This is a genomic window from Prevotella melaninogenica, assembly GCF_003609775.1.
Taxonomy (GTDB): domain Bacteria; phylum Bacteroidota; class Bacteroidia; order Bacteroidales; family Bacteroidaceae; genus Prevotella; species Prevotella melaninogenica_A.
In genome coordinates this window covers 992,327-1,009,369 of sequence record NZ_AP018049.1, presented here as the reverse complement: position 1 = coordinate 1,009,369, position 17,043 = coordinate 992,327, and the positions used below count along the sequence as shown (strand labels likewise).

General features: G+C 38.8%; 14 protein-coding genes and 2 tRNA genes. 8 read left to right on the top strand and 8 right to left on the bottom strand.

The window, feature by feature from the left end:
- Positions 1 to 22: 22 nt before the first annotated feature.
- Positions 23 to 2,536, bottom strand: coding sequence for a GumC family protein (locus PMEL_RS04115; protein WP_120174093.1), 2,514 nt, complete (start codon positions 2,534 to 2,536; stop codon positions 23 to 25).
- A gap of 41 nt (positions 2,537 to 2,577) precedes the next feature.
- Positions 2,578 to 3,459 carry a glucose-1-phosphate thymidylyltransferase RfbA gene (rfbA, locus tag PMEL_RS04110; protein ID WP_120174092.1) on the bottom strand — a complete coding sequence of 294 codons (882 nt, stop codon included), beginning with the start codon at positions 3,457 to 3,459 and terminating at the stop codon, positions 2,578 to 2,580.
- A gap of 371 nt (positions 3,460 to 3,830) precedes the next feature.
- Between rfbA and PMEL_RS04105 the strand changes: the two genes are divergently transcribed.
- The 4 genes from PMEL_RS04105 (at position 3,831) to rny (ending at position 6,704) form a co-directional block, all read left to right on the top strand.
- Positions 3,831 to 4,463: a hypothetical protein gene (locus PMEL_RS04105; protein ID WP_120174091.1), complete on the top strand. Its 633-nt coding sequence runs from the start codon at positions 3,831 to 3,833 to the stop codon at positions 4,461 to 4,463.
- Positions 4,464 to 4,529: 66 nt separating this feature from the next.
- Entirely contained in the window at positions 4,530 to 4,823 is a 294-nt protein-coding gene (locus PMEL_RS04100) for a hypothetical protein (RefSeq protein ID WP_120174090.1), read from the top strand.
- 11 nt (positions 4,824 to 4,834) lie between these two features.
- The gene (locus tag PMEL_RS04095; RefSeq protein WP_120174089.1) at positions 4,835 to 5,128 is read left to right on the top strand and encodes a cell division protein ZapA; all 294 of its coding nucleotides are present in this window, start codon (positions 4,835 to 4,837) and stop codon (positions 5,126 to 5,128) included.
- A 34-nt stretch (positions 5,129 to 5,162) separates the two neighbouring features.
- Positions 5,163 to 6,704 (top strand): ribonuclease Y, encoded by a 1,542-nt coding sequence (gene rny, locus PMEL_RS04090; protein WP_120174088.1) that lies wholly within the window; start codon positions 5,163 to 5,165, stop codon positions 6,702 to 6,704.
- A gap of 180 nt (positions 6,705 to 6,884) precedes the next feature.
- Here rny and PMEL_RS04085 read toward each other — a convergent pair whose 3' ends face one another.
- The gene (locus PMEL_RS04085) at positions 6,885 to 7,184 is read right to left on the bottom strand and encodes a glutaredoxin-related protein (protein ID WP_120174087.1); all 300 of its coding nucleotides are present in this window, start codon (positions 7,182 to 7,184) and stop codon (positions 6,885 to 6,887) included.
- 66 nt (positions 7,185 to 7,250) lie between these two features.
- Positions 7,251 to 7,481 (bottom strand): YecH family metal-binding protein, encoded by a 231-nt coding sequence (locus PMEL_RS04080; protein ID WP_120174086.1) that lies wholly within the window; start codon positions 7,479 to 7,481, stop codon positions 7,251 to 7,253.
- Positions 7,482 to 7,748: 267 nt separating this feature from the next.
- On the opposite strand from PMEL_RS04080, the gene PMEL_RS04075 reads away from it, so the two are divergent.
- A complete protein-coding gene (locus PMEL_RS04075; protein ID WP_120174085.1) occupies positions 7,749 to 8,207 on the top strand; it encodes a hypothetical protein in 459 nt (152 codons plus the stop codon).
- Between the two features lie 128 nt (positions 8,208 to 8,335).
- Here the strand turns inward: PMEL_RS04075 and PMEL_RS04070 are convergent.
- A tRNA-Gly gene (locus tag PMEL_RS04070) sits at positions 8,336 to 8,406 on the bottom strand.
- Positions 8,407 to 8,409: 3 nt separating this feature from the next.
- A tRNA-Thr gene (locus PMEL_RS04065) sits at positions 8,410 to 8,485 on the bottom strand.
- Between the two features lie 448 nt (positions 8,486 to 8,933).
- On the opposite strand from PMEL_RS04065, the gene PMEL_RS04055 reads away from it, so the two are divergent.
- Complete coding sequence (locus PMEL_RS04055) at positions 8,934 to 10,235, top strand: M64 family metallopeptidase (RefSeq protein WP_120174083.1); 1,302 nt, start codon at positions 8,934 to 8,936, stop codon at positions 10,233 to 10,235.
- 386 nt (positions 10,236 to 10,621) lie between these two features.
- Here the strand turns inward: PMEL_RS04055 and glyA are convergent, their stop codons facing one another.
- Positions 10,622 to 11,902, bottom strand: coding sequence for a serine hydroxymethyltransferase (glyA, locus tag PMEL_RS04050; RefSeq protein ID WP_120174629.1), 1,281 nt, complete (start codon positions 11,900 to 11,902; stop codon positions 10,622 to 10,624).
- Between the two features lie 207 nt (positions 11,903 to 12,109).
- On the opposite strand from glyA, the gene PMEL_RS04045 reads away from it, so the two are divergent.
- Positions 12,110 to 12,490, top strand: coding sequence for a hypothetical protein (locus PMEL_RS04045; RefSeq protein WP_120174082.1), 381 nt, complete (start codon positions 12,110 to 12,112; stop codon positions 12,488 to 12,490).
- A gap of 227 nt (positions 12,491 to 12,717) precedes the next feature.
- On the opposite strand, the gene PMEL_RS04040 is transcribed toward PMEL_RS04045, so the two are convergent.
- Positions 12,718 to 13,041, bottom strand: a complete 324-nt coding sequence (locus PMEL_RS04040; protein ID WP_120174081.1) for a cupin domain-containing protein — start codon at positions 13,039 to 13,041, stop codon at positions 12,718 to 12,720.
- A 531-nt stretch (positions 13,042 to 13,572) separates the two neighbouring features.
- Here PMEL_RS04040 and PMEL_RS04035 point away from each other — a divergent pair.
- Positions 13,573 to 16,893 (top strand): DUF2723 domain-containing protein, encoded by a 3,321-nt coding sequence (locus PMEL_RS04035; protein WP_120174080.1) that lies wholly within the window; start codon positions 13,573 to 13,575, stop codon positions 16,891 to 16,893.
- The last annotated feature ends 150 nt before the right edge of the window (positions 16,894 to 17,043 follow it).

Here is a 17,043-nt window from a genome sequence, read left to right as displayed (position 1 = left end):
AATTTTTCTCTTGATTTTGAGTTTATCTCTTTATAGAGTCATCGTGCTTATTACCATAGTGGCTGTTAGCATAGTTACCATAATTGCCATAGTTTCCATACTGTCCATAGCTTGTACCGTAGCTTGCTCTACCATATCTACCATACTTACCGTAACCACCATAGCCATAGTAATAGCTATACTTTCTCTTAGACATGTCAATACCGTTAAGAACGATTGCCATGTTAGGGAACTTCTTTTCGTTTGCAAGCGCATTAATCAAGTTGAAACTTGACTTTGGTGTGTAGTCTGCACGACACATATAAATAGATGCATCAGCAACACGTGCAATCTGAAGAGTATCCGTAACAAGACCGACTGGAGCGGTATCAATCATGATATAATCATACTTCTCTTTCAAGAAGTTAATAATAGTATCTAATGAATTACGAGCGATAAGCTCTGCAGGGTTTGGAGGAATAGGACCAGCCATGAGGAGATCCAAGTTCTTATTAACTCCTGAAGGCAAAATCTGCTCCTGCAAGTCCTCTATTGTTGGGTTATCCTTTACAAGAAGGTTTGTAATACCATGCTTGTGATCATTGATACCGAAAAGTTCTGCCAAACGTGGACGACGAATATCAAGACCAACTAAGATAACTTTCTTTCCTAAGAGGCCGAAACTAACAGAAAGGTTTGCAGCGTTAAAAGTCTTACCTTCACCAGAAGTAGATGAAGTGAAGAGTACAACTTTCTGACCTTCCTTCAACATAAACTGGAGGTTGGTACGCATTGAACGGAAGATTTCTTCCATCTGGTTGTTCTGGTTCTCATGTACAACGATATCAGCTTTACCCTTCGCCTTGTTACTTGCAATAGCAACGTCAGCGATAATTGGTAATTTGGTAAGGCGTGCAACGTCATCATGACCTTCAATCTTATAGCGGAAGAATTGTAAGATAAGGATTACCAATACTGGAAGTGCTAAACCAATCAGTAAAGCAATCAGCATGATTGATGTAGACTTAGGACTAATCTTACCAATCAGCTGTGGGTCATCAATGAGCTTACCCTTATCGGCTGTCGCTGCTAAAGAGATATTATTTTCCTCACGCTTCTGAAGCAACATAAGATAAAGACCAGACTTAACTTCCTGCTGACGGTCAATCTGAGTCAGCATACGTTCCTGCTGTGGAGTCTCAGCAACTTGCTCATTGAACTTATTAACTTGTGCAGAAACTGCATCACGCTGAATCTGTAAGTTTTGACGTGCAGCTGAAATTGCACGACGTATGTTACCATTTAACTCGCGAATCTGAGCTGTAAGTGGTTCTACTACAGGAGAACTTTCAGATGCACTGCGGAGTAAACGATTACGCTCAAGAACTAACTCGTTGTACTTGTTAATCAAAGAAGTAGAACTCTGGTCGTCCAAACCTACATTAGAAGGAATAACCTGAGAAAGATTGCGAGATGAACTTTCAACCTCTCTTGCAATCGTATTGAACAATTCAATCTGTGTTTCAACTTCAGCAAGTTTCAATTCTGAGCTATTCTGGTTTGCAACAGAATTACCTGCATTCATCTTCAACTCAACAATACCATTCTGCTGCTTATAGTTCTGCAACTCTCCTTCGGTCTTACCAAGTTCTGCATTAATCTTACTTAAACGGTCATTAATGAACTTATCTGTACGAAGTGCAATGGTATTCTTATCCTCATTTGCCTGACGATTATATACAATTGCTAACTGCTTGAGATAATCAAGAGAACGCTGTGGAACTTCGTCTGTAAGCTGTAACTGAGCAATAGAGGTAGACTTTGCTGTCTGTGTAACCTGAAGTTCGCTCGCATACTTGTTAGCTGCCATTCTTGGAGAGAGAATGGTAACATTAAGAATTTGTGCGTTCTTCATTGAATGTCCATTATTTGGACTGATAGTGATGATTCCGGCACGAGTAGCTATCGTTGCAGGAAGACTTGTAAATTTTCTATTGATAGAGTAAGGACCTTCGCTTGAGTTATCGTTAGTAGGTACATAGTATGTTCCATTAACAATATAAGTCAAGCTATCCTTGGTGATGCTCAAGTTAATAGGAGCATTCAATCTTTCACGATGAGCCTGATCAATATCAACGTTAAGAGGCTGGTCACGGTAAAGGATAATATCCTTTACTCTTCCCTTTGTTGAATAGTTAACATATAACTTCAAGTCTCTAATAGCATCTTCTGCAATAGAGTGTGATGTCAAAATCTCCATCTCATTATCAATACCAGTTGAGTTTGAGATGATACCGAGGTTTGACATGTTTTGCAAAGAGGAACCACGTCTATTGCTATTATTTTCGTCCTTAATCAGCAACTTTGCTGCAGACTGATACATAGGTGTAGCATATCTAAGATAGATAGCTCCTAAACTTCCGAAAATAATCAATGACAATACGAACCAGTACCAGTTGAGTACGATGGTTCGATAAAGGGTGGCAAAATCAAAGGAGGAGTTACCTTCGTGAACTTCCAGTTCCTTCCCTTGTTCTAATTTAGTTGTTTCTTCCATATTTATTACTTTTCTTATTATTCAGTAAAGGATTATTTATCTTACTTTTTCTCTTCAGCAAGCTGAAGGAGATATTTACCATAGTTATTCTTAATCATTGGCTGTGCTTCTTCACGAAGCTTCTCTGTAGTTATCCAGCCTTTTTTATATGCTATTTCTTCTAAGCATGCAACCTTAAGTCCTTGTCGTTTCTCTATACACTCTATAAATGTACTTGCCTCTGCCAAACTATCATGCGTGCCAGTATCAAGCCAAGCGAAACCACGCTGTAACGTTTGTACCATTAAGTTGTCTTCTTTAAGATAGCACTGATTAACAGTTGTAATCTCAAGTTCCCCTCTTGGAGATGGTTTAATATTCTTTGCAATCTCAACAACACTATTTGGGTAGAAATAAAGTCCTACGACAGCATAGTTACTCTTTGGATGTTCTGGTTTTTCTTCTATGCTAAGACATTTGCCTGTCTCATCAAATTCTGCAACACCATATCTTTCTGGGTCATTTACGTAATAGCCAAATACAGTTGCCTTATTTTCCTTTTCAGCCATCTGCACACTATTACGCAATAAAGAACTAAAGCCTGCTCCGTAGAAAATGTTATCCCCCAGAACCAAGCAAACAGAATCATTGCCGATAAATTCTTCGCCAATGATAAAAGCCTGTGCAAGACCATCTGGTGATGGTTGTTCTGCATATTCAAAGCGTACTCCAAAACTACTTCCATCTCCTAACAGACGCTTAAATCCTGGTAAGTCAAATGGCGTAGAGATAATCAGAATCTCTTTAATTCCAGCCAGCATCAATACTGATACTGGATAGTAAATCATAGGCTTATCGTAAATTGGTATAAGCTGTTTGCTTATTCCTTTAGTGATAGGGTAGAGGCGTGTACCTGAACCGCCTGCGAGAACTATTCCTTTCATAATAGTGTGGTTTGAATATCTGTTTTTAAATTAGTAGTTATTGCTTATTTTATATATTCAAGCGTCAAATTCTTATGGATGTTTTCTAACCTATGTGCTATAAGTGCAAGCACAGATGGCAAATGGGTTATGCTCAAGATAACAAAGTTATTGAGGGAACCCAATCCTTTCGTTAAGTATTTGTCGTTACACGCTTTCATTTGCAATATTGCTATCTTTGATTGCAAAGGTAATAAATTTAATTTAATTAAAAGCTGTGAAAATGAGAAATCATTTACTTAATAGGTGAATTTCATGTTTTTTTATTAACTTTGCAATCGAGTAAAAATAAAAAGTTCATCTTAATAACTTTAAAACTTTAAACAAAAGATATGGGATTCTTATCAAAACTCTTTGGAAAGAATGATGCTGCACAGTCAAAGACTGGTGGTATGGAGGATTATATGACACTTGTTCGAGTTTACTTTCAAGCAGTACTTGCAACTCGTTTGGGTATCAATAATTTAGCAATGCTTCCAGATCTACGTACATACAAGCAGACTTTCCGTGTTCCAACATTGAATAATAAACTGGGACTTGGTGAAAAAGCAAGTGTGCGTAAAACTATGAAAAATATTTATAATGTTGATGATAACTTCTTTGATGAGATAGATGCGAGCATCAAAAAGAATTGTAAGAAGATGCAAGATATTCAGCCTTATCTTTATCAGTTTCAAGGTTTCACGCAAGACTTAATGATGCTTGTGGGTAATTTAATGAAGTTTAAGTTGCGTGTTCCAGGCTTTTTAAAGAAAGCTATCTATACAATGACAGAGAAGACTGTAAATGACATTTACGATAAAAATAGTTTCTCTGACCCAGGTGTTATAAAGGCTGTTATGTCTGTTCGTCAGTATAATCAACGTCTCGGATTTAGTCGTAAGTGGACGACAGACTTCGTTTATCAAGTAGTGTCACTTGCAAAGAAAGAGCCAAGGCCTGCTGATGAAGTAGAGTCAAAATAATTAATCATATATTTGCTTAAATAGAAACTTTAATGTAATTTTGTAGCCAAAACGAATAGATTAGCTATGAATGCAAATGAGAAGATTCTGAATACGTTTGCGACGCGTGTACGTCAGATGATTCTTCAGTATGAAGCACTGAAGAAGGAGAATGACGAATTGTATGCGCTCGTTGATCAGCGTGAGCAGGAGATAAAGCAACTGCAAGAAGAGTTATCTCAGGCAGAAGCTGATTATAATTCGTTGAAGATGGCTAAAATGCTTGAAGTTACGGATGGTGATATGGAAACCGCACAAAAGCGGGTTGCTAAGCTCATCCGAGATGTAAATAAGTGTATCACACTTCTAAGTGAGAAATAAAACAGAATATAATGGCAGACGATAAGCTACATATAAGATTGCATGTCTATGATGCAGAACTATCCGTAAATGTTCCACGAGAGGATGAGGAGTATTATCGTTCGGCAGCCAAGCTTATTACCGACACTATCAATACTTATTCAACTCTTTTTAAAGGTAAGAAGGGGGATAAGGACATTATATATATGGCTATGCTTGACATTGCATTGCGATATAAGAAAGAAGGTGTACGTAATGATACGGCTCCATTTAATGATATTCTCAGTAAACTCACTTCAGAAATTGAAGATACACTGAAGAAATAGCGAGAATATTTAATTTAAATCATAAAAAGAATCAATGAGTCCAATAGTAACAGTTATAATAGCTGTGGTATGTCTTACGGCTGGATGTGCTGGTGGATTTGCTATTTTCCGTTATATTTTAACTGGAAAATACAAAGATACAATGGAAAAAGCAGAGAAAGCTGCAGAGGTAATTAAAGAAAAGAAACTTCTTGAAGTTAAAGAGAAATTTCTCAACAAGAAAAGTGAACTTGAGAAAGAAGTTCAGCAGCGTACGCTGAAGATACAGCAGGGTGAAAACCGCTTGAAACAGCGTGAAGTTGCGTTGAATCAACGTCAGGATGAACTTAATCGTCGTAAGCAAGATGTAGAGCAGCAGCAGCAGCGTGTAGATAATGAGAAGAAGCTACTGCAGATAAAGCAGCAGGATCTTGAGAAGATGCAGGAGCAGGAGCGAATGAAACTTGAAGAACTCTCAGGTCTTAGCTCTGAAGAAGCAAAGAAGCGTTTGATAGAGAGTTTGAAAGATCAAGCAAAACTTGATGCAGCATCTTACATTAATGAGATTGTTGACGAAGCAAAACTTAATGCGAATCAGCAGGCTAAGAGAATAGTTATTCAGACCATTCAGCGTGTTGCTACTGAAACTGCTATTGAGAACTCTGTAAGTGTATTCCACATTGATAGTGATGAGGTTAAGGGACGTATTATTGGTCGTGAAGGTCGTAATATTCGTGCTTTAGAGGCGGCAACAGGTGTTGAAATAGTAGTTGATGATACACCAGAGGCTATTGTAATCTCTGCTTTTGACCCAGTTCGTCGTGAGATTTGTCGTTTGGCACTGCATCAGCTTGTTGCTGACGGACGTATTCACCCAGCACGTATCGAAGAAGTGGTTGCTAAGGTTAAGAAGCAACTTGATAATGAGATTATTGAAACCGGTAAACGTACAGCTATCGATCTTGGTATTCATGGTCTTCACCCAGAATTGATTCGTATTGTAGGTAAGATGAAATATCGTTCTTCATACGGTCAGAATCTTTTGCAGCATGCTCGTGAGACAGCCAATCTTTGTGCTGTTATGGCAAGTGAGTTAGGCTTGAATCCAAAGAAGGCAAAGCGTGCAGGATTGTTGCATGATATCGGTAAAGTGCCAGATGAGGAGACCGATTTACCACACGCACTTTATGGTGGTAAGATTGCTGAGAAGTATAAGGAGAAACCAGATATTTGCAATGCGATTGCTGCTCACCATGATGAGATAGAGATGACTACACTTCTTGCACCAATTGTACAGGTGTGTGACGCTATTTCTGGTGCTCGTCCAGGTGCTCGTCGTGAGATTGTAGAAGCTTATATTAAGCGTCTGAATGACCTTGAAGCAATTGCAATGAGCTATCCAGGTGTAACTAAGACTTACGCTATTCAGGCTGGTCGCGAACTTCGTGTTATCGTTGGTGCTGACAAGATGGATGACGCCGAAAGTGAGAAGCTCAGTTCTGAAATTGCAGAGAAGATTCAGAATGAGATGACTTACCCTGGTCAGGTTAAGATTACGGTAATTCGTGAGATACGTTCTGTTGCTTATGCAAAGTAAAGTTTGAATTTATTTGAATTATCATAGAAAGCACTCCTATATGGGGTGCTTTTTTATTTTGCAAGTTCATTAGTAATTCTGATATATGTCAGTAATATATATAAATAGAGAAAGCCCTCGCAATTCATGAAGTTATTTCCACGAATTGTCGAGGGCTTTAATTTTATTCTATCTATTTTATTAGCAGCCAGAACCATCAAGACGGCAAGAAGCTGCTGCAGGGGCATCGTTAAGGTTGATACCAGCTTCTTCTGGTGATAGTGTTACTGTACCATCCTCAAGTACAAAACAAGGTACGCCAGCATAGCCGTACTTCTTTGCCTCGTCAAATACAGCGTTGTTATCACGAAGACGAAGGAATTCCTTCAAATACTTAATATGTGAACCAATTTCTATTACTTCATAGCGATTGTCACCTTCTACGTGCTTGTCAACTGCGATACAGTCTGGACAAGTATTCATTCCATAAATTTTAATCATAATCAAATGTCTTAAATTTAAACTCTAAAAGTTTATTATAATATTACCTTGACAGAGTTTCGGCGTTTAGTGATTACAAATCTTAGTTGTATCAACAGTGAAACCTCCCTTTGCAGGCATAAACTTACCACGTTCTGTCAAGAAATCTACCAATTCTTCAGCGTTCATACCATCTACAGAACAAGTGTGGAATTTCTCTTCTACACCGAAACGTTCGATAATTGCTTTTACTAAATCTTCTTTTGTTTCATAACTATTACCCTCCATCATGTGGAGAACATCATGTCCATGTGCCATTTTTATCTTCTTTTTTGTTAATAATTTAGTGCATAAAATCTGTCTTTGCACACTCTTTTGCCTACAAAAGTTGTGCCATGTATTAAATTAACTAATTTTAATCCTTCAAAAGTGATAATATGACATAATTTAATTACTTTTGTGTTTGCTGACAGATATTATTGGGAAAATGTCAGTTGCAATTGATGTCATTATTACTTAAGTATCTCTTGCATTTCAACTTAGTGAAGTATTGTGTTTATAAAAATATTTGATTATAATTATATTATGATGAAGAAACTTTTGCTTGCTTTTGCAGCTACAATGTTGTTGTTATCATCATGTGGCACACATAAAACGGTAGTGGGGAAATCTAATATAGTAAGTTATACAGAAGCTCGTAATTACTTTCATATTGGTGATGAAACCAAGCCTATAATAAAGAAAATAACTTCACAGGAAACTCTTGCAAAGGAGTTTGGTGAAGCTGCTTTTATGGGTAAGGATGGTGAACCTACTAAAATTGATTTTAATAAGAACTTTGCAATTGCTTATATTTTCCCACAAACAAACCGTAAAACAGTTTTGGCTCCTCTTTCATTGACTTTAAAGAAGAAGCATCTTGTTTTGGAATATAAGTTAGAACAAGGTAAGGAGCAGACTTTCTTTACACAACCATTTTTTATTATCGTCGTTGACAAGAAGTACATTGATTATAATGTTGTTGAAGTTAAAAGTTGGGATTAGTCATTTTTAGTTAATGGGGGAGGGTATAATGTTATATAACTCAATTCCTTATAACTATTGATTATATGGTAAATAAATAAGGACAACTCATAAGAGTTGTCCTTATTTTATATCTTATAATATCGGTGAGCGGAATACGGGAATCGAACCCGCCTCCCAGGCTTGGGAAGCCCGTGCACTACCGATGTGCTAATTCCGCAAATGGAGCCGATACCCGGACTCGAACCGGGGACCTACGCATTACGAATGCGTTGCTCTACCAACTGAGCCATATCGGCGGTATTGCGTTGCAAAGTTACATCAAAAAAAACAAACAGCCAAATTTTTGATTTATGATTTTGTTATTAGTTTTGTTGTAATGCGATATACGCAGAGCCAACCAGCAAGTGCAAAATTACAAAACGAGTTTAAAGAACTCGCACTTCGTTTTGGAACTTACATATATAATTTGGTTATAAGAAAAGTAAATTATATTGTTAGTTTTATTAATAAAGACTTTACTTTGATAGAGTTAGTTCTTTATAATCTATTGTTTTAAGTTTTATGTGTTTAAAGTAGTGAATTATGTTATTAAGTTTTGTCTTTTTCATTATTATTGATAACTTTGTATTCAATATTTAATGCACTATAATCACATTATGGAGTATCGGCATAAATTTACATAAATGCCTTCCTCTTTACTTATTTACTATATCGTAGTATAAAAATCTAATTTAATATAGCCTTATGAGAAAAATTATTACTCTCTTGTTATTGGCTGTCACATTGACTGCTGCTGCACAGGATTTTAATCATTATTTTGAGGATGCAACCTTGCGACTCGATTACATCTTTGCGGGTAATGCAAAGCAACAGACTATTGCTGTAGATGAGCTGTCACGTATTCCACGTTGGTATGGTAAACATGAACGATTGGCTGAGGTACCTGTTGAAGGAAATGGGCAGGTTATTGTTCGTGACCATCGTACGCAAAAGGTTATCTATCGTAACTCTTTCTCAACGCTTTTTCAAGAGTGGCTTACAAATGATGAAGCACAGAAGCCTTCACAGAAGTCTTTTGAGAATGTTTTTCTTGTTCCTTTTCCAAAGGACTCTGTAGATATTACTGTTGAACTACGAAATAATCGTCGCGAGGTGACAGTGTCTATGAGTCATACGGTTAATCCAAAGGATATTCTTATCCGACACATTGGTGAGCGTTCTGTTACACCTTATGAAACATTGCAGAAGGCGGCAGATACTACACGTTGTATTCATATTGCATATATTGCGGAGGGATATACAGAAGCGGAGATGGCAAACTTTATAGAAGACTGTCGCACTGCTAATGAAGCTCTTTTTGCGCATGAGCCATTTAAGTCATTGCGTCAACGCTTTAATGTTGTAGCTGTTAAGTCACCATCTATGGAAAGTGGTACGTCAGAACCTTCAAAGGGTATTTGGAAGAATACGGCTCTTCATTCACATTTTGATACATTCTATAGTGATCGCTATTTGACAACGCTGCATCTAAAGGAGTTGCACGATTGGCTGGCTGGTACACCTTATGAGCATATTATCGTTCTTGTTAATACCGAGAAGTATGGTGGCGGTGGTATTTTAAACTCTTACAACCTTTCTATGGTGCGTAACCCTTATTTTAAGCCAGTAGTTGTACATGAGTTTGGTCATTCTTTTGCTGGTTTGGGCGACGAATATGCATACGAAAAGGAGCAGATTAATATGTATCCAACTGACGTAGAGCCTTGGGAACCTAACCTCACGACCTTAGTTGATTTCCATGGAAAATGGGAGAATCTTATCAATAAGAAGACACCAGTTCCAACTCCCCAGCCAGCTGATCTTGATAAAGCTAATGCGCATCATGATAAGTGGAAAGTAGGTGCTTACGAGCCTGCTGGTTATTCACAGCATGGTGTTTATCGTGCATACCCAGACTGCCGTATGCGTACGAATATGCATCCTGAATTCTGTCCTGCTTGCAATTTAGGACTTACAAAGCTTATTAAATTCTATACGGGAGAGTAGGGGAATATAAGTTTTGTTTTTCATTCTCTTGAATGAGATTATATTTTAAAAAAACATAACACGGCTTATGTGTTATCTCAGTATTGCTCTGAGAACACATAAGCCGTTTGGTATATCAGATTTTGCTAACATCTTGTGTTGTGTTTAGTGCTTAGCACTATTGGTGTTTACCAATAGCACGACGTGTGCTGAGCCTCAACACGATGTGTGCTGAGCAATAATATAGTAATTGAATATGGGAGTTTTGGATGGATATTATGCTCGTTATAATGATTATCTAATGTACTAATCGATAATGCGGGTTACTGGAAAGCTTTTATGAAAAGAGGTGTACCAAATAATTGGCACACCTCTTTTGTGTATAGTATCTTTTGTATGTCTTATACTTAGTAAGCGAAGAGAGGATAATCCTTCATAGTCTCATTCACTTTCTCACGTACGCGCTTGATAACCTGATCGTTCTCTGGATCTGATAATACCTCGTCAATGAGATCTGCACAGAGTAGCATCATATCTTCCTTACAACCACGTGTTGTCATAGCAGCTGTTCCAAGGCGCAGACCGCTGGTCTGGAACGCAGAACGCTCATCGTATGGTACCTTGTTCTTGTTGGCTGTGATGTCAGCAGCAACAAGTGCATTCTCAGCAACCTTACCAGTAAGGTCTGGATACTTCTGACGTAGGTCAAGGAGCATAGAGTGGTTGTCTGTGCCACCGCTAACAATGCTAAAGCCTTTCTCAACAAGTGCCTGAGCGAGAACAGAAGCATTCTTCTTCACCTGCATAGCATATTCCTTCCAACTTGGCAGAAGGTTCTCACCGAAGCCTACAGCCTTAGCTGCAATTACATGCTCCAATGGTCCACCCTGGTTTCCAGGGAATACAGCAGAATTAAAGAGCATAGACATTGGTTTCAATTCGCCTTTCTTAGTTGTCAAGCCCCAAGGGTTATCGAAGTCCTTGCCCATAAGGATAATGCCACCACGAGGACCACGAAGTGTCTTGTGGGTTGTTGTAGTAACAATATGTGCATATTTAACAGGGTTATCGAGTAGACCTGCAGCGATAAGACCAGCAGGGTGAGCCATGTCAATCAGCAGCAAAGCACCAACCTCGTCAGCAATCTGGCGCATACGTTTATAATCCCACTCACGGCTGTACGCAGAACCACCACCGATGATAAGCTTTGGTTTGTGTTCACGTGCAAGACGCTCCATCTCGTCATAGTCAACACGACCTGTCTCGGGATTCAGCGTATAGCCTACATGGTTATAAAGAATACCAGATGTATTCACCTCACTACCATGAGAGAGATGACCACCCTGGTCAAGGTCGAGTCCCATAAAGGTGTCGCCTGGCTTTAATACGGCAAGCAACACAGCTTGGTTAGCCTGTGCGCCAGAGTGAGGCTGTACGTTGGCATATTCAGCACCAAAGAGCTGCTTAACACGCTCAATAGCAAGCGTTTCAACTTGGTCAACCACTTGGCAACCACCGTAGTAGCGTTTGCCAGGATAACCTTCTGCATACTTGTTAGTTAGGTAAGATCCCATGGCTTGCATTACTTCGTCACTGACGAAATTCTCTGATGCAATCAGCTCCATACCTTTGAGCTGGCGCTTGTGTTCCATCTCAATAAGGTCAAAAATTTCTTGGTCTCTTCTCATGTGTATTGAATGTTTATAGGGAGTCATTTTCAACAAACTAATCCCTGGTTAGTGATACGCTGCAAATATACGAATTAATGTTCTAACTTGCAAGTGTATCAAAAAAATAATGTAACTTTGCATTTACAATAGTTTGTTTGCTGCTTACACGCATTATTACTATAATGTGTAGAAAGCATTAATTGACAATATATTACAACATTATATATGAAGCTAAAAGAATTATTTCAAGCTTACGAGTTTGATGAGATTTATCCTCAGATAGGACTTATGTTTCCTAAAGGTCGCCATTTACGTGCGCAGTTTGGTAATGCATACAATTTATTGCTAACGCTTAATCCTGTAGCATCGAAGAAGCAGATTCGCTATCAGTTGATGGAGGACCCTGATACAAATGAGATGTTCTTTGGTGCTGATGATCATGATTTTAATGGTCCTTGGGAAGTTCTTCTTGGCAAGGAAGTCAAGAAAGAACCAAAGGTTGATCTTACAAACGAAGAACTGGTTGCTAACTGCTTGTTGAATACAGTTTTAATCGGCCGTCATCCTCGTTCATTTGAGAAGGATTATCAAACTATTGTAAAGTAGAAGATAGTTGACGATTCGGTAAGTTAACAAGTTGATATGTAAACGAGTTGACAAGTTGCTTGATAGAAAGGATTTAATTCCTTTTACTCATTGCAACTTGTCAACTCGTTTTATTTATCAACTAATAAGTTCGTATAATTTTATTTATTAAGTAACTTGTTAACTATCAGTTCTTAATATATTATGTCAAGTACCTTGTTTACTTGTCACCTCGTTAACTCATTACCTTACCCTCTAATCATAGTAATGATCATCTTGAATCTCTCAGGTGCATTTACAGAGTGAGGTGCACCACTTGGAATGATAAAGCTTTCTCCAGCATTGATTACATGCTTAACATTTTCAACGGTTAGTTCCATCTTTCCATCAACAACCTGAATGAAGGCATCGAATGGTGCTGTATGTTCTGAAAGTCCCTGACCAGCATCGAAGCTAAATAAGGTTACACTTCCTGCATTACTATGTACTAATTCCTTACTTACTACACCACCTTCTGCATAGTCAATTACATTGTTTGAAGTGAAAATAATTCCTTTTTCTACCTTAGCCATGTTTTTATCTCCTTTATTTAATTTATAATACTTTGTTTTATCTTTCTATGATAAGTATAACAAAGTTGGTGCCAAGTTTGAAAGTGGGAACAAATGTTACTTTTTAGCTTGTTTGTAGTGTCATAGATATTTGTTATTGGTAACTTATTTTATTTATCTGACTTTTAGTGTAATATTGATTTCATTTTCATTTCTCTCAAAACTTTTTGAATGCTTAGTGATACCCAAATGTAATTCACATTCAGTATAAGCTATTATTTCAGAACAAAGTTGCTGTCACTACTATCATTCAAAGTTGTTTGCTAATGCGTTAGTTTACAGTGAGTTTACTTGCAATGTTAAAAGTGACAGCAAATAAAAAATAAAATGTATTTAATAGAAGAAAACTTCTTTTCCTCTCATTTTATTATAATTTCTCCCTTGTCATTCTGTTCTTTTGATTAATATTATTATCTTTGCACTGATTATTTCGAAATAAAAATCTCTGCTTATCCAACAAAGATGAGTAGACAGTAAAATTTAATTGTATAAATGAAACAATTCAGACTGGTGGACAACATCGTCGGATGGCTTGCATTCTTTATTGCAGCTTTCGTTTATTGTTCCACAATTGAACCGACAGCCAGTTTCTGGGACTGTCCCGAATTCATTACAACAGGCTATAAACTGGAGATTGGACACCCTCCTGGGGCACCGTTCTTCATGCTTACAGCCAATCTCTTCTCACATTTTGCAAGCGACCCAACAGAGGTAGCACGTATGGTCAACACTATGAGCGCATTGCTTTCTGCAACGTGTATCATGTTCCTTTTCTGGACTATCACTCATCTCTCGCGTCGTCTGATTGTACGTGATGGAGAAGCTCCATCACTTGCAAAAACCATCGCTATCGAGGGTGCAGGCCTTGTCGGTGCACTGATTTACACATTCAGTGACACATTCTGGTTCTCTGCCGTTGAGGGTGAGGTATATGCCTATTCATCAGCCTTTACAGCTGTTGTATTCTGGCTTATCTTGAAGTGGGAAGACAATGCTGATAAACCACATTCCGACCGATGGTTGGTATTGATTACCTATATGACAGGTCTATCTATTGGTGTGCACCTGCTCAACCTCCTTTGTATTCCAGCTATCGCATTGGTTTACTATTATAAGAAGGTACCAGATGCAAACTTGAAGGGTTCACTCTTTGCATTGCTCCTCTCTGTAATCCTTGTAGCAGCTGTTCTTTATGGCGTTGTTCCTGGTATTATCACTGTAGGCGGATGGTTTGAGTTGTTCTTTACAAACACACTTGGTATGCCATTCAACACAGGTACGATAGTATATATAGCTTTACTCATCGCTTCTTTTGTTTGGGGTATTTATGAGACATATCAAGATAAGAGTTCACACCGTCAGAATATAGCTTTCTTAGCTGCTTTTGCACTGATTGGTATTCCTTTCTATGGCTATGGCTGGACAGCATTCTTTACAGGTCTTGTTGTACTTGCGATTGTTTATGTACTGCTCCAGTGGCAGCGTCCATTTAACAAGGATGGTAAGAAACAGCGCGTTGCACTTGTTTCTTCACGTATAAAGAATACAGCCCTACTTTGTATGCTGATGTTGTTTATCGGCTATTCTTCGTACGCTGTAATCGTTATTCGTTCAACAGCAAACCCACCAATGGACCAGAACTCACCTGAGGATATCTTTACTTTGGGTAGTTATCTGAGTCGTGATCAGTATGGTGACCGTCCATTGCTCTACGGACAGGCATATTCAAGTCAGCCTGCTGTTGCAGAAGATGGAATGCACTATAAGTTTGATGAGGGTGCCCCCGTCTATCAGCGCAAAGAGAAAAGTTCTAAGGACGAGAAGGATTCTTACTTCATTGTTCGTCATAAGGCAACACAGGTATTTGAGCAGAATATGTTCTTCCCACGCATGCACAACCCAAGCTACGCAGGTCTTTACGAACAGTGGATGGGTGGTATCACAGGACATGATGTTGATGGTGTGAAGATACCTACACAATGGGAAAACATGAAGTTCTTCCTTTCTTACCAGTGTAACTTCATGTACTGGCGCTATTTTATGTGGAACTTTGCAGGACGTCAGAATGATATACAAGGTAATGGTGAGCCAGAGCATGGTAATTGGATTACTGGTATCTCATTTATTGATAATGCTCTCTATGGTGACCAGAACTTGTTACCAGATGAGTTGAAAACAAACAAGGGACACAATGTATTCTATTGTCTACCATTATTACTCGGTCTGCTTGGTCTTTTCTGGCAGGCATGGCGTGGAAAGCGTGGTATACAGCAGTTCTGGGTTGTTTTCTTCCTGTTCTTTATGACAGGTCTTGCTATCGTAATCTATCTGAATCAGACCCCAAGTCAGCCACGTGAGCGTGACTATGCTTATGCTGCTTCATTCTATGCATACGCTATCTGGTGCGGATTAGGTGTATTAGCACTTTACGACTGGGCACGTAAACTGAAGGTTGCACCAGTATTGTCTGCATCTGTAATTTCGCTTGCCTGTCTGCTTGTTCCTATCCAGATGGCATCTCAGACATGGGACGACCACGATCGTTCAGGCCGATATACTTGCCGTGACTTTGGTCAGAATTACCTTAACTCATTACAGCAGGAGGGTAATCCAATTATCTTCACTAATGGTGATAACGACACCTTCCCACTTTGGTACAATCAGGAAGTTGAGGGAGTACGCACGGATACACGTGTCTGCAACCTTTCTTATCTACAGACAGACTGGTACATCGACCAAATGCGCCGTCCTGCATACAACTCACCAAGTGTACCTATCTCATGGCCACGCCTTGACTATGTAAGTGGTACAAATGAGTATGTTCAGATTCAACCAGAGTTCAAGCAGCAGATTAGAGAGTTCTATCAGCAGGACCCAGCCTCTGCAAAGGCACAGTTTGGTGACGACCCATTTGAGCTGAAGAATATTCTCAAGTATTGGGTACGCTCAAAGAATGCTGATACACATGTTATCCCTACCGATACAATCTACATGACTATCGATAAGGAGGCTGTACGTCGCAGTGGTATGATGCGTCCTGGTGATTCAATTCCAGACCGCATGGTTATCTCATTGGCAGGAAAGCAAGCATTGTATAAGAATGACTTAATGATGCTTGAAATGATTGCTAACTGTAACTGGACACGTCCTCTCTATGTAGCAGTAACTGTTGGTGCAGAGAACTTCATGAACTTAGGCGAGAACTTCATTCAGGAAGGCCTTGTTAATCGTATCACTCCATTCTCAACAATGGCTGATCCAAACTCACTTGGGCTCAACATGCGTAACTTCGATACAGAGAAGACATACGATGTGATGATGAATCGCTTCAAGTGGGGCGGTCTCAGCAAGCCAGGACTCTACATCGATGAGACTGTAGCTCGTATGTGCTATACACATCGTCGTGAAATGGCTGAGCTTGCACTCCACCTCATTGCAAAGGGTGAAAATGCAAAAGCATTGAAGGTACTGCAGAAGGTCGAGAAGGAAATTCCTAACTATAATGTACCTATCAACTACATGAGCGGTTCAAGTGACATTGCACGTGCTTACGCATTGCTGGGTCAGAAGGATAAGGCACGCAAGATGTATGATGAGTTGTGGAAGATTTCTCTTCAGTATGTTAACTACTATTTGAGTCTTAATCCTCGTCTCTTCAATATGTCACAGAGTGAATGTAAGAAGAATTTCCAGATTATGATGAATCTTGTCAATGAAAATGAAAAGATTGATAATGCATGGGCTAACAAACATGCAGCTCAACTTCAAAATCTCTTTGCAAGATTTGAAAATCGAGGTGGTGCATTGATGTAGGATTATTGAAATCCTATACAGATATTTAAAACTAAAAGCCAGAATCTGGTTGTCCTAAAAGACAGCCAAACTCTGGCTTTTTACTTTATCCTATCCCTCTATAATCTTTGGCTAATAGACACAGTAGTTGGATAGAATTGGGTAAGAATA